Below are 12824 nucleotides of genomic sequence, written 5' to 3' on the forward strand. Positions count from 1 at the left end.
GCGTCGGTCCAGCTATGTTGCTAGCCGGACCACTTTGCGCGGCGCGGCATCTTAAAGGGCAGCATCAGTTTCACGATCGGACTGGCGAAACGGTCAAGGTTCAAGCTCTCGTGGACGGCCGGGCAACGCCTGCCACCAAGCACCATCTGCAGGGCGTCGCGGGTGTAAAACGGCGCGTCGACAAAGGTCTCTGTGATCCGCGTCTGGCTTGGGTCTTCGGAGCGTGTGTCGCGGGTAACGCCCCAAAAACCCTTATTCAGATCCACACGCGGCGGTGTGTCGATCTCTGTGACGGTTCCGTGCGCGTCCACGTGGATTGCGATGGTTTTGTGGGCGCCCGACCGTTCCTGCGGTTCGTAGAACATTACCGCGCCGTCCTCGACACTAGCGCGCGACCAGGTCCAACCGGAGAAGTCCGCCTCAAGGGCAGTCGTTCCGGTGTTCGTGTCGGCATAGCCGTGCCCTTGCCAGGACAAGCCGGGTTTATCGATGTTGGCTTCGATGCGGCCGAATGGGGCGTAGGGCCACCAATGGTGACGCGCTGTCGTGTCCAACGCGAAATGGGTCGGCTGGCTGACATCGGGCGTGAAACGAATCTGACCCTTGAGCCGCAAGGGCCACGGCACGGTCACCTCATCGACGTCAATCACGAGCGTGTTGCCCTCCCAGCGCAGGGCGCTTGGCCCGACGGTGAAATGGTCGGGCCCATCATCGAGCGCGCCTTTGCCTCGCTCGGTCATCGCCCAACGGGCTTTGGGGCCATAGAGCGCGACGTTGATCGCGATGTGATCATAGGGGTCGTTGCGCCCTGACCAGGCGTAATAGGGTGAAAACACCGAGCCTATGAATGCGATCACCGACAGGCCATGGCGGCCATCATCACTCAGGCCGTCGACATACCACCAACGGTAACCGTTCGGCGCGACGGGCGTGTCGAAGCGAGGTCGGAGACGATCCGAGCTGCCGCCAGGCGGCCCGAAAGGGCTGCCATCGGGACCCCCGGACCCGGATGGACGCTGCCCCCCGCCAGATAAAGTCCCGGGACTTTGGTCCGGTTGTCCGGTCGTTGAAAGCTGGCGAACGGTGAATGGTTCGCCCGCCCGTAAAGCGCGCCTCCCGTCGCCGGAAACAGCTGGTTGAACCCCTCCGGACCGGTCGGCACGCTCATCGTCGGCTCCACGTCCACTTTCAGGCCGCAAGTTTCCAGGCGCGCCAGACTGCGTTCCATGCATTGTTCCATCTCCGATCGGTCCGGGTTCTGGTCGCCATTGGGTGGGGCGTTGATCACCATCAGCATACGCTCGGTGCTGTCCGGTTCGGCCAGTCCACCGGTGTCGGCGCGGTCTTGGGCGCAGATGTAGACGGTGGGATCGCCGGGATAGGCGCTGCGCCGGAAAACGGCGTCGAACTCTTCGGGATAGTCTTGCCCGAAGAAGACAGAATGGTGCGCCAAGGGGAAGCCTTCGGTTTTGGCCTTGAGCGTCCATCCAATCGCTGAAAGCGAGCGGGCTGCCGGTTTGACGGGATCGACCGCGCGCTGCACGTCAGTGCCAAACAGGCCAGCCCCTACGGCTGATGCGTCCGCGTTGACAACGACAACGTCGCCGCTGTGGCGCTCGCCATTTTCCAGGATAACCGCGCCGGCGGTGCCTTTGTCGGTATCGATGCGTGCAACCTTCGCGCCTGTTTGAATGATCACGCCCTTGGCCTCACAGGCGCGGCGCATCACCTGCGCCAGCTCTCGCATCCCGCCATTCACCAGCCAAACGCCATCAAGCTCGACATGGGCAATGAGCATCAGTGTTGCCGGTGCCAGAAAAGGCGAGGCGCCAGTGTAGGTGGAGTAGCGGCCAAAAAGTTGAACAAGACGTGGGTCGTCAAAACGGCCTTTTAACGCGCGCCACAGGGTCGAAAAAGGTTTCACCGCTAGCCCTTTGGGTCCGAGCCGCGCGCTCATGCCGAGCATGGATGGCTTGGACGAGCGCAAGAAAGGCTGTTCCAGGGTGGCGTACATCGCTGCGGCTTCTTGCGCGAACTGACGGAAATTGGCCGCTTCTCTCGCGTCGCAAAAGGCGCCAATGGCATCCGCGCTCTGATCCAAATCGGCAAACAGATCGAGCGTTCCGCTGTCATCCCACGCGTGGCGGGCGAGCAACTCAGCCTTGGTCAGACCGACGGCATCATCGAAGCTCAGCCCCGCCTCGTCGAAAAGCTCGTCAAACACCCATTTCATCGTGAAGACGGTGGGGCCGCCATCGATAGCGCTGCCTCCAACTGGGACAGCGCGAACTTTGCCGCCGACTTCTGCTTGGGCTTCGAGAACAGTAACCTGAAGCCCTTGGCTCGCCAGAGAGAGAGCTGCCGAAAGGCCGCCGATGCCGGCGCCGACGATCACGGCATGGTGGGTGTTCACTGGCAAGGCCTGTTTGATGTGTCAATTATTGTTGACACTAAACCAAGTCGTTGTAGATTGACAACAACGGAACGGTCGCCGATCCGCTGATGAAAAGGATGGTCCCCATGGATATCAAGTCTCGTATCGACCATGCTCTTAAAGCGGCCATTGAACGCGCTGGTGGCCCCGATTCTCCCCCGCAGCTTGCCGAAGCGATCCGCTATGCGGTGTTTCCCGGTGGTGCACGTGTTCGTCCGCGTCTCTGTTTAGCAGTGGCGTCAGCCTGTGGCGATGATCGACCGGAACTGACCAACGCCGCAGCAGCCTCCGTCGAACTCCTGCATTGCGCATCGCTCGTTCACGACGATATGCCTTGTTTTGACAATGCCGACCTTCGCCGCGGGCGGCCAGCCGTTCACACGGCCTATGGTGAGCCTTTGGCGTTGCTTGCCGGCGATGGGATGATCGTTCTGGCTTTTGAGATCTTGGCCCGCGCCGCCGTTCAAGCCCCTGAGCGCCTTGCGCCCTTGGTGACCACGGTTGCTGGTGCGGTTGGTATGCCGCATGGCATTGTTGCCGGGCAGGGCTGGGAAAGCGAAACGCAAGTGCCGGTCGATACCTATCATCGAGCCAAGACGGGCGCTCTGTTTGTCGGCGCATCGATGGCGGGTGCGGTCGCTGCGGGCGCTGATCCGGCACCCTGGCGGGCGCTAGGTGATCAGTTGGGCTCAGCCTATCAGGCTGCCGATGATCTTCGCGACGCGCTGTGCTCATCCCAGGAGATGGGCAAGCCGGCTCATCAGGATGATGCGCATGACCGGCCAAGCCTGGTCAGCGAGTGCGGCATCAAAGATACGATTGGCCGCTTGGAAGGCTATGTGGCTGGCGCGATTGCCGCCATTCCCGATTGCCGGGGACGAGCCTCGTTGGAGGCTTTGATTATGAGCGAAGCCAAACGGCTGAAGCCGAAAAGCCTCTCTCAAGCGGCTGCTTAACACCTCGCATTTGAAGGCCTGGCAGAGTGACAGAAACGGTGCGCGACACTTTTGGCGACCGTGTTCGTGAATGGCGTGCGCGCCTCATTCAGAACCCGAAATTCATTCGCTGGGCGACCCGATTTCCACTGACGCGGCCACTCTCCCGGCAGAAAACCCGGCAGATGTTCGATCTGGTGGCAGGCTTTGTCTACACGCAGATTGTGACGACCTGTGTGCGGGTGAAACTGCTTGAGCAGCTTGCCGACGGCCCAAAAACGCTGGGACAACTGTCGGTGGCTACCGGCCTGGATGAAGACGCCACGATTCGGCTCGTACGTGGTGCACAGGCGCTCGGCCTCATCTCATCACGCTCTAGCGAACGTTTTGGTTTGGACGATCTCGGCGCGGCGCTTCTTGCCAACCCAGGTGTGTTGGCGATGATCGAGCATCATCAGATTCTCTATGAAGATTTGCGCGATCCGCTGGCGCTGTTGAAAGATCAATCGAGCCCGACCGCTCTTTCGCGCTATTGGGCCTATGCGCAGAGCGGTGCGCCGGATGATCTGCCTGGCGGCTCGGTTGCCGACTACAGCCGCCTGATGGCCGCCTCGCAAAGCTTCATCAGCGATGAGGTTCTCGATGCTTACCCGCTCACCAATCATCGGTGCCTGATGGATGTCGGGGGTGGGGAAGGGCGGTTCGCCCAGGCGGCGCTGGAGCGTACGCCGGGCTTGCAGGCAACAGTGTTTGATCTGCCGGCTGTGGCCGAGCGCGCCAATACCCGCCTGGCAGCCTCTGACCTCAGCGCTCGGTTCGATGCCAAGGGCGGCGATTTCTTCGCCGATTCTCTCCCGCTAGGCGCCGATATCATCTCGCTGGTGCGCATTCTTCACGATCACGATGACGATAAGGCGCTGCATCTGTTGCGGCAGGTGCGTGCTGCGCTTGACGTCGGACAGACTCTTCTCGTCGCGGAACCAATGGCGGGCACGGCCGGGGCAGAGAAAGCTGGGGACGCCTATTTTGGCTTTTACCTCCTTGCGATGCGCAGTGGACGACCGCGCACCGAGGCTGAATTACGCTCTTTCCTGGAACAAACCGGTTTCGGCCACATTCGAAGTCCGCGCACCGACAATCCGCTGCTGACCCGGGTGCTGGTTGCCCGTACGGTGTAAGGGAAAAACCGAAAGGTGAGTGTCAAACGTACTTGACAGATTGATGTGTCAATTTAGAGTGTCAGTACGTTGAATTGACCTCTGAACCGAAAACATTGATCTCGTGGCCCTAACTCTTTCCACCAAAGCCGTTGTTCTTCAGGCTCCTGAGACGCTGAGCGTCCGTGAGCTGGCGCTTTCCGCGCCGGGATCGGACGATCTGGTGGTCGATGTGGATTGGAGCGGGATCAGCGCCGGCACCGAGAGGCTTTTGTGGAGCGGGCGGATGCCCGACTTCCCTGGCATGGGTTATCCGCTGGTGCCCGGCTACGAATCGGTTGGCCGTGTGGTCGATGCCGGATCGGACGTTGCTGACCGGATCGGCGAAACGGTTTTTGTCCCAGGCGCACGGTGTTTTGGCGATGTGCGCGGCCTGTTTGGCGGCTCAGCCGCCCGCGTGGTTGTCGCCTCTCAGCGCGCGCCCGCAATCCATGAGCATCTTGGCCGCGAAGGCGTGCTTCTGGCGCTGGCCGCAACGGCCTATCACGCGCTTGCCGCAAGCGATGCGGTGCTGCCCGATCTGATTGTCGGCCATGGCGTGCTCGGTCGTTTGCTGGCGAGAATCGCAACCAGCCTTGCCGATGAAGCGCCAACCGTTTGGGAAACCAATGCCAAGCGCGCCGAGGGTGCGCAGGGCTATGCAGTTGCACATCCCGACAAGGATGATCGGCGCGATTTTCGCGCGATCTACGATGTGAGCGGGGACAGCACGCTGCTCGACTCGCTCATCGGTCGCCTGTCGCGCGGCGGACAGATTGTGCTTGCCGGCTTCTATGACAAACCGCTGCAGTTCGCTTTCCCGCCAGCCTTTATGCGCGAAGCACGTTTACGCGTCGCTGCCGAATGGCAGCCTGGCGACCTGGAAGCCGTGCTTGGCCTCATCGATGCGGGCAAGCTCTCGCTGGATGGGCTGATCACACACAATGAGCCGGCCGATGCTGCTGATCGTGCCTACCGCACAGCCTTTGGCGATCCCGATTGCCTGAAAATGGTTCTCGACTGGAGGAATGCCGCATGACGTCTATGCTTGAAGACGCCAGCCAGATTTCAGCTGCTGAGGCCACAGAAGCGCCGACCCAGCACACGCTGATCGACACGCAGGCTTCGGTCCGCGCTGAAGCTGCGCAAGAACCTGATGATGTGCACACCGGGCCGGTGACCAAGGAAACGCAGATCATCGCGATCTACGGCAAAGGCGGAATCGGCAAATCGTTCACGCTCGCCAACCTCTCCTACATGATGGCGCAGCAGGGCAAGAAAACGCTGCTCATCGGTTGTGATCCCAAATCTGACACGACGTCGCTGCTGTTCGGCGGGCATTCCACACCAACTATCATCGAGACCTCCTCGAAGAAGAAGGCGGCTGGCGAGGAAGTGGAAGTGGGCGATGTCTGCTTCAAGCGCGATGGCGTCTACGCCATGGAGCTTGGAGGCCCGGAAGTCGGTCGTGGTTGCGGCGGACGCGGCATTATCCATGGTTTTGAAACCCTTGAGAAATTGGGCTTCCACGACTGGGATTTCGACTACGTCTTGCTCGACTTTTTGGGCGACGTTGTCTGCGGTGGCTTCGGCCTGCCGATCGCCCGTGACATGTGCCAGAAGGTCATCGTCGTCGGCTCGAACGATCTTCAGTCGCTCTATGTGGCCAACAATGTTTGCTCGGCGGTGGAATATTTCCGCAAGCTCGGCGGTAATGTCGGTGTGGCGGGTATGGTCATCAACAAGGATGACGGCACTGGCGAAGCGGCAGCGTTTGCGGAATCGGTGCAGATTCCGGTCCTGGCCTCGATCCCGGCGGACGAAGACATTCGCCGCAAGAGCGCCAATTACGACATTATCGGCAAGCCGGGTGGCGATTGGGGCCCTCTGTTTGAGGAGCTCGGCATGAACGTTGCCGAGGCGCCGCCGAAACACCCGACGCCGCTTACCCATGAGCAGTTGCTCGATCTCTTCAAAGGCAAAGAGAGCGACAATGGGTATGAGCTGGAGCCGGCGTCCTACGCCGATATGTGCGGCGTGAACTACGTCGAAAAGCCTTCCCTTGAAGTCGTGTACGACGAGGTTTGAGGGTGAGCGCCATCGATCATCTTGACCGGTCCAACACTTCCGAAGCGGGCGGATTTTCCGCCGGTGATCGTGAAGTGCATGAGGTCGTTTATGATGATGCCGGTCAGGTGTTGATCGACAATGTGCCGCTTGATGGCGCCGCGCCAGAGGCAACCACTGAAACCGTAGAGACCGTCGCAGCTCCTGGCGCCGACGGCTGTCACGCCGGTAAAGACACCATGCTGGAGGCCGCCAAGCAGGCAGGCCAGAGCAAGATGCTCGACCAGTTCGCCAAGGATTACCCAGTCGGACCGCACGATCAGCCACAATCCATGTGTCCGGCCTTTGGTTCGTTGCGCGTCGGTTTGCGGATGAAGCGCACGGCCAGCGTGCTCTCCGGCTCGGCCTGCTGCGTTTATGGCCTCACCTTCACATCGCACTTTTACGGCGCCAAGCGTTCGGTCGGCTATGTGCCGTTCAACTCCGAGACCCTGGTGACCGGCAAGCTGTTTGAGGACATCCGCGAGGCTGTCTTTGAGATGGCCAAGCCTGAAGACTATGACGCCATAGTCGTCACCAATCTCTGTGTGCCGTCGGCCTCCGGCGTGCCGCTTCGGCTTCTGCCCAAAGAGATCAACGGCGTGCGCATCGTTGGCATCGACGTGCCGGGTTTCGGCATACCGACCCATGCCGAAGCCAAGGATGTTCTGGCTGGCGCGATGCTGAAATATGCGCGCGACGAGGTCATGAGCGGACCTGTTCAAGCACCTGACACACCGAAATCCGACAAGCCGACCATCACTCTGGTCGGTGAAATGTTTCCGGCTGATCCGGTGGTCATTTCTCAACTTTTGGCCCCGATGGGCTTGGCTGCTGGACCGGTTGTGCCAACACGTGAATGGCGCGAGCTCTATGCTGCGCTCGATTGCGCCGCGGTTGCCGGCATCCACCCGTTCTACACCGCCTCGTTTCGCGAGTTTGAAGCAGCAGGTCGCCCTGTCATCGGGTCCGCCCCGGTGGGCCGTGATGGCACCGCCGATTGGCTGCAAGCCATTGGCCGCGCCTGCGGCGTGTCGGCCGAGACGATCGGTGCGGCCCAAAATGCGATCATGCCAGCCATTGAAGGCGCGCTCTCGGCGATGCCGATCAATGGACGCATCACGCTCTCGGGCTATGAAGGCTCGGAACTTCTTGTCGGTCGCTTGTTGGTCGAGAGCGGTGCCGACCTCCGCTATGTTGGCACGGCTCTTCCGAAAACCCGCTTCTCTGACCCTGACAGCAAATGGCTGGAAGCGCAGGGCGTCCACGTCCAGTTCCGCGCCTCGCTGGAACAGGATCTGGCCGCGATGGCTGAATTCGAACCAGACCTCGCGATTGGAACGACGCCTGTTGTGCAAAAGGCCAAAGAGCTTTCGATCCCTGCGCTCTATTTCACCAATCTGATCTCTGCCCGACCCCTGATGGGGCCAGCCGGCGCTGGCTCGCTGGCCACGGTGATCAATGCCGCGCTCGCCAACAAGGAGCGTTTCGACACGATGACTGCTTTCTTCGAGGGTGTCGGCACAGGTGACACGGCGGGTGTTTGGGAAGGCATGCCGAACGTGCGCCCGGACTTCAAGAAAAAGTACGCTGCGCGCGTCGCCTCCAAAACCAAGAAAGTCGTGGAGGGCTCGGTCGGATGCTAGTTCTCGATCACGATCGCGCTGGTGGCTATTGGGGCTCCGTCTACGCTTTCACGGCCATCAAAGGCTTGCAGGTGATCATTGATGGTCCTGTGGGCTGCGAGAACCTGCCCGTGACCTCGGTCCTGCACTACACCGATGCGCTACCGCCGCATGAATTGCCGATTGTTGTCACGGGGCTGGCCGAGGAAGAGCTTGGCCAAAAGGGCACCGAAGAGGCGATGAGCCGGGCGCACAAGGTGCTCGATCCCGACTTGCCAGCTGTCGTTGTCACCGGCTCCATTGCCGAAATGATCGGCGGCGGTGTGACGCCCGAAGGCACCAACATTGCCCGCTTCCTGCCGCGCACGATCGATGAAGATCAGTGGGAAAGCGCGGATCGCGCCATCAAGTGGCTGTGGACCGAGTATGGCCCCAAAAAGGTCAAGGCGCTGAAACCGCGCAAAGAAGGTGAGAAGCCCAAGGTCAACATCATTGGGCCGATCTATGGCACGTTCAACACGCCATCTGATCTGGCGGAAATTCGCCGCCTAATCGAAGGCATTGGGGCCGAGGTCAATCTGACGTTCCCGCTTGGCAGCCATCTGGCCGATGTGCCGAAACTCGCCGACGCCGAAGTCAATGTCTGCATGTATCGCGAATTCGGTCGCCTGCTCTGCGAGAGCCTCGACCGGCCCTATCTGCAAGCGCCGATTGGCCTGCACTCAACGACCAAGTTCCTGCGCAAGCTGGGCGAGCTTTTGGATCTCGACCCTGAGCCGTTCATCGAGCAAGAAAAGCACACCACCATCAAGCCACTCTGGGATTTGTGGCGCTCGGTGACACAGGATTTCTTCGGCACCGCAAGCTTTGCCGTGGTCGCCAACGAAACCTATGCCCGCGGCCTGCGCAACTTCCTGGAAAACGAGATGGGCTTGCCCTGCACGTTTTCGGTGGCGCGCCACACCGGCAAGAAAACCGACAATGAGGCCGTGCGCGATCTGGTGCACACCAAGACGCCACTGGTTCTCTTCGGCTCCTACAATGAGCGTATGTATCTGGCTGAGAAGCCGGGTGGTGGTTTCGGTCCGCAGGCGCAGTACATACCGGCCTCGTTCCCCGGCGCCATTATTCGGCGGCACACCGGTACGCCGTTCATGGGCTATGCGGGCGCGACATATCTGATCCAGGAAGTTTGCAACTGCCTGTTTGATGCGCTGTTCAACATCCTGCCGCTTGGCACCGATCTCGACAAAGTCGAAGCGACGCCGACTCGCGTCCATGAAGAGCTGAGTTGGGACGAAGACGCCAAATGCCTTCTCGATGAGATCGTCGAAGCCGAACCTGTTCTGGTGCGCATCTCCGCAGCCAAGCGCTTGCGCGATGCGGCCGAAGCAGCTGCCCGCGCCGAAGGCCTTCGTCATGTGAGCGCCGAAGCCGTCGACCGCGCAAGCGGATCGCGTCGTGAGAAGGAGCTCGCCTGATCATGACCGCACCACGCACATTTCTTTGTTTTTCCACCATCTCCAACACCGGGGAGCTTTGCTCATGACCGACACGTCCATCTCGACTGCGCGCACGCGTGGCGGAGACCGCCGCGAGTTTTGGCTGCTCTTCGCGTTCACCTTTCTTCTGGCTCTGCCGATCGTGATGCTTGCCAGGCTTTTGCCTTGGCGCGTCTTCGGCGAGCAACGCGCGCCGCGCCCTTCGGTGATTGCCGAGGCACGATCGGCGGCAAGTGCAGCCATTGGCTACGCCTTTATGGGCTAGCCCGGATGCCCGGCTTTCAAGAGAGCCGGTCGCGTCCATGAGGTTCGATCCGGCGAGCCGGATCGCAAAAAGGTTGGCCCGGTTTACCGGTCCAACGCCAAGTCTTTTTGGCTTGGCAATCCCCGCCGCGCGGGAGGTGCGCGGTAACGGCCGTTTACGGTCATACTACGGAGGTCATGTCCATGGCCGCAGACAAAGGAACCCTGTCGGGTCTCTCTGCTGAGGAGGCGCAAGAGTTTCATCGACTCTTCAAGAAGGGCGCCATCGCTATGTCGCTCTTTCCCTTCCTCGCCCACATTTCCATGTGGTTCTACAATCCTTGGCTTTGATCAGCCACTCTACTTAAGGACCTGAAAACATGTGGAGAATCTGGCTTCTTTTCGATCCGCGTCGCGTTCTCGTGGCGTTGGCCGTGTTCCTGTTCACTTTGGCGCTGCTGATCCATTTCATTTTGCTCAGCACCGACAAGTTCAATTGGTTGGAAGATTCAACCATGAGCAGCACCACTCATATCGAAACGATGATCCCGACCGACCATTTCGGTTAGTCGCGAGACGTTTCTTTGCCAACGGTGGCGGAGGGACAACCGGGCTGGTCCTGGCTCCCCCCGCCTCCCATCACTCGACGATTACTGGCTTGAGCTGACGATCCGCCACGCTCGGCTAAGGAGGACATCATGGCTTTGCTCAGCTTCGAGCGAAAGTATCGCGTGCGCGGGGGCACGCTGATCGGCGGCGATCTGTTCGACTTTTGGGTCGGACCCTTCTACGTCGGCTTTTTCGGTATCACGGCGTTGTTTTGCGCGATCCTGGGAACAGCCCTGATCATTTATGGGGCAGCGCTCGGCCCCACCTGGAACATTTGGCTGATCAGTATCAATCCACCTGACGTGGAGTATCGCCTGGCGCTCGCGCCTTTAAAGGAAGGCGGGCTTTGGCAAATCATCACGATCTGCGCGATGGGGGCCTTTATCTCCTGGGCGCTGCGCGAAGTTGAAATCTGCCGCAAGCTCGGCATGGGCTACCATGTGCCGTTTGCGTTCGGTGTGGCGATCTTCGCCTATGCTTCGCTGGTCATTATTCGCCCGTTGATGCTCGGCGCCTGGGGACACGGTTTCCCCTATGGCATATTCAGCCACCTTAACTGGGTTTGGTTCACCGGCTACCAATACGGGAACTTCCATTACAACCCGGTGCATATGGTGGCGATCACCTTCTTCTTCACGACGACGTTCGCCCTGGCGCTTCATGGCGGCATGGTGTTGTCCGCGGTTAATCCGCAGCGCGGGCAAGAGGTGAAGACACCTGAGCATGAGGACACCTATTTCCGTGACACGATCGGCTACTCGATCGGCACGTTGGGCATCCATCGCCTCGGCCTGTTCCTAGCGCTCAATGCTGGGTTTTGGAGTGCGATATGCATCATCATTTCCGGACCGATCTATGCCGGATCCTGGATCGATTGGTGGGAGTTCATCCGTGAAACGATCACCTGGGCCGGGCAATAGGAGGGTATGATGAACAACTATCAGAACATCTTCACCCGCGTTCAGGTGATGGGCCATGTTGAGCCCGGCGTCGATATTCCTCGCGACGATGCCGCTTTCGAACGCAAGGGCGGCGTGCTCAGCTACTGGATCGGTAAGATCGGCAATGCACAGCTGGGACCGATCTATCTTGGCTTCCTTGGCGTCGCTTCGCTTATCACCTTCTCGATCGGTTTCATCATCATCGGCCTCAATATGGCTGCCGATGTAAATTGGAACCCTGTGCTGTTCGTACGTGAGTTCTTCTGGCTTTCGCTGGACCCGCCGCTGCCAGAGCATGGCCTCGACATTCTGCCACCCCTACGTGAGGGCGGCTGGTGGCTGATCTCCGGCTTCTTCATCACGGCCTCCATCCTGTTGTGGTGGGTGCGCATGTACCGGCGGGCGATTGCGCTCGGTCTTGGCTTGCACGTCGCCTACGCGTTTGCCGCAGCGATCTGGCTCTATTTGGTGCTTGGCTTCATCCGCCCGATTATGATGGGCAGCTGGAGCGAAGCGGTGCCATTTGGCGTCTTCCCGCATTTGGATTGGACGAACAATTTCTCCATCGTCTACGGCAATCTGTTCTGGAACCCGTTCCACGCGCTGTCGATTGTGTTCCTCTACGGTTCGGCGCTGCTGTTTGCCATGCATGGCGCGACGATCCTGGCGGTCACACGCTATGGCGGTGAGCGCGAGATCGAACAGATCACCGATCGCGGTACGGCGTCGGAACGCGCAGCTTTGTTCTGGCGCTGGACGATGGGTTTCAACGCCTCGATGGAGTCGATCCACCGTTGGGCCTGGTGGTTTGCGATGCTCTGCACGCTGACTGGCGGCATCGGCATCCTGATTACCGGAACCGTGGTCGACGACTGGACGCTCTGGGGGATGAAGCACGGGATTGTGCCGGAAGACCTTTCCTGGTGGCCGATTACGCCCGACTCCACGACCTCTATGTGGGATGTCGAGCCGGCACCACCGCCGATACCGGTTGAGGCGGCCCCCGCCGCCGACGCCATGCCGGCAGCAGACGGAGCAACGCCGGCGGCTGAGGGAACGACCAACTAGTTTCAGTTGGGTTCTCAATCGGACTGAAAAGAACGCCGGCCATTGGCCGGCGTTTTTTGTTGGGTCGTGTTCGTTGAAGGGCGCTTGCCGTGTCACCTGTCAGTCTTTGTCGGGAAGGCTTGGTTCGGCTGTTGTTTCGATAGCGTTGCCCTATACGGTCTTGCA

The 12824-nt window shown here is 60.2% G+C and carries 13 protein-coding genes; 11 read left to right on the forward strand and 2 right to left on the reverse strand.

Going from position 1 to position 12824, the window contains the following annotated elements:
- Positions 1-20: 20 nt before the first annotated feature.
- Together JJ917_00270 and crtI are read right to left on the reverse strand one after the other, a co-directional pair.
- Complete coding sequence (locus tag JJ917_00270) at positions 21-887, reverse strand: carotenoid 1,2-hydratase (protein MBO6697239.1); 867 nt, start codon at positions 885-887, stop codon at positions 21-23.
- Positions 884-2413: a phytoene desaturase gene (crtI, locus tag JJ917_00275; GenBank protein MBO6697240.1), complete on the reverse strand. Its 1530-nt coding sequence runs from the start codon at positions 2411-2413 to the stop codon at positions 884-886. The genes JJ917_00270 and crtI overlap by 4 nt, the downstream gene beginning before the upstream one ends.
- A gap of 107 nt (positions 2414-2520) precedes the next feature.
- Here crtI and JJ917_00280 point away from each other — a divergent pair, with 107 nt between their 5' ends.
- From JJ917_00280 to JJ917_00330, 11 genes are all read left to right on the forward strand, one after another.
- Complete coding sequence (locus JJ917_00280; protein ID MBO6697241.1) at positions 2521-3390, forward strand: polyprenyl synthetase family protein; 870 nt, start codon at positions 2521-2523, stop codon at positions 3388-3390.
- 86 nt (positions 3391-3476) lie between these two features.
- On the forward strand, positions 3477-4547 hold the full coding sequence (locus tag JJ917_00285; GenBank protein ID MBO6697242.1) for a methyltransferase: 1071 nt from the start codon (positions 3477-3479) through the stop codon (positions 4545-4547).
- A gap of 103 nt (positions 4548-4650) precedes the next feature.
- On the forward strand, positions 4651-5604 hold the full coding sequence (bchC, locus tag JJ917_00290; protein ID MBO6697243.1) for a chlorophyll synthesis pathway protein BchC: 954 nt from the start codon (positions 4651-4653) through the stop codon (positions 5602-5604).
- 5 nt (positions 5605-5609) lie between these two features.
- Positions 5610-6653, forward strand: coding sequence for a chlorophyllide a reductase iron protein subunit X (locus JJ917_00295; protein ID MBO6697244.1), 1044 nt, complete (start codon positions 5610-5612; stop codon positions 6651-6653).
- Between the two features lie 218 nt (positions 6654-6871).
- Complete coding sequence (gene bchY, locus JJ917_00300; GenBank protein ID MBO6697245.1) at positions 6872-8317, forward strand: chlorophyllide a reductase subunit Y; 1446 nt, start codon at positions 6872-6874, stop codon at positions 8315-8317.
- Positions 8311-9777, forward strand: a complete 1467-nt coding sequence (gene bchZ, locus JJ917_00305; GenBank protein ID MBO6697246.1) for a chlorophyllide a reductase subunit Z — start codon at positions 8311-8313, stop codon at positions 9775-9777. The genes bchY and bchZ overlap by 7 nt, the downstream gene beginning before the upstream one ends.
- A gap of 64 nt (positions 9778-9841) precedes the next feature.
- Positions 9842-10063, forward strand: coding sequence for a hypothetical protein (locus JJ917_00310; protein MBO6697247.1), 222 nt, complete (start codon positions 9842-9844; stop codon positions 10061-10063).
- 182 nt (positions 10064-10245) lie between these two features.
- Positions 10246-10392 carry a hypothetical protein gene (locus JJ917_00315; protein ID MBO6697248.1) on the forward strand — a complete coding sequence of 49 codons (147 nt, stop codon included), beginning with the start codon at positions 10246-10248 and terminating at the stop codon, positions 10390-10392.
- A gap of 29 nt (positions 10393-10421) precedes the next feature.
- The gene (locus JJ917_00320) at positions 10422-10610 is read left to right on the forward strand and encodes a light-harvesting protein (protein MBO6697249.1); all 189 of its coding nucleotides are present in this window, start codon (positions 10422-10424) and stop codon (positions 10608-10610) included.
- 129 nt (positions 10611-10739) lie between these two features.
- Positions 10740-11570, forward strand: a complete 831-nt coding sequence (locus JJ917_00325; protein ID MBO6697250.1) for a photosynthetic reaction center subunit L — start codon at positions 10740-10742, stop codon at positions 11568-11570.
- A gap of 9 nt (positions 11571-11579) precedes the next feature.
- Positions 11580-12659: a photosynthetic reaction center subunit M gene (locus JJ917_00330; GenBank protein MBO6697251.1), complete on the forward strand. Its 1080-nt coding sequence runs from the start codon at positions 11580-11582 to the stop codon at positions 12657-12659.
- Positions 12660-12824 lie beyond the last annotated feature (165 nt).

Source organism: Hyphomicrobiales bacterium, from assembly GCA_017642935.1.
In the GTDB taxonomy this organism is placed as follows: domain Bacteria; phylum Pseudomonadota; class Alphaproteobacteria; order Rhizobiales; family MH13; genus MH13.

Coding starts and splice junctions, on each gene's coding strand:
- JJ917_00280 (MBO6697241.1), top strand. CDS start 2,521: ATGGATATCAAGTCTCGTATCGACCATGCTCTTAAAGCGGCCATTGAA.
- JJ917_00295 (MBO6697244.1), top strand. CDS start 5,610: ATGCTTGAAGACGCCAGCCAGATTTCAGCTGCTGAGGCCACAGAAGCG.
- bchY (MBO6697245.1), top strand. CDS start 6,872: ATGCTGGAGGCCGCCAAGCAGGCAGGCCAGAGCAAGATGCTCGACCAG.
- bchZ (MBO6697246.1), top strand. CDS start 8,311: ATGCTAGTTCTCGATCACGATCGCGCTGGTGGCTATTGGGGCTCCGTC.
- JJ917_00310 (MBO6697247.1), top strand. CDS start 9,842: ATGACCGACACGTCCATCTCGACTGCGCGCACGCGTGGCGGAGACCGC.
- JJ917_00315 (MBO6697248.1), top strand. CDS start 10,246: ATGGCCGCAGACAAAGGAACCCTGTCGGGTCTCTCTGCTGAGGAGGCG.
- JJ917_00320 (MBO6697249.1), top strand. CDS start 10,422: ATGTGGAGAATCTGGCTTCTTTTCGATCCGCGTCGCGTTCTCGTGGCG.
- JJ917_00325 (MBO6697250.1), top strand. CDS start 10,740: ATGGCTTTGCTCAGCTTCGAGCGAAAGTATCGCGTGCGCGGGGGCACG.
- JJ917_00330 (MBO6697251.1), top strand. CDS start 11,580: ATGAACAACTATCAGAACATCTTCACCCGCGTTCAGGTGATGGGCCAT.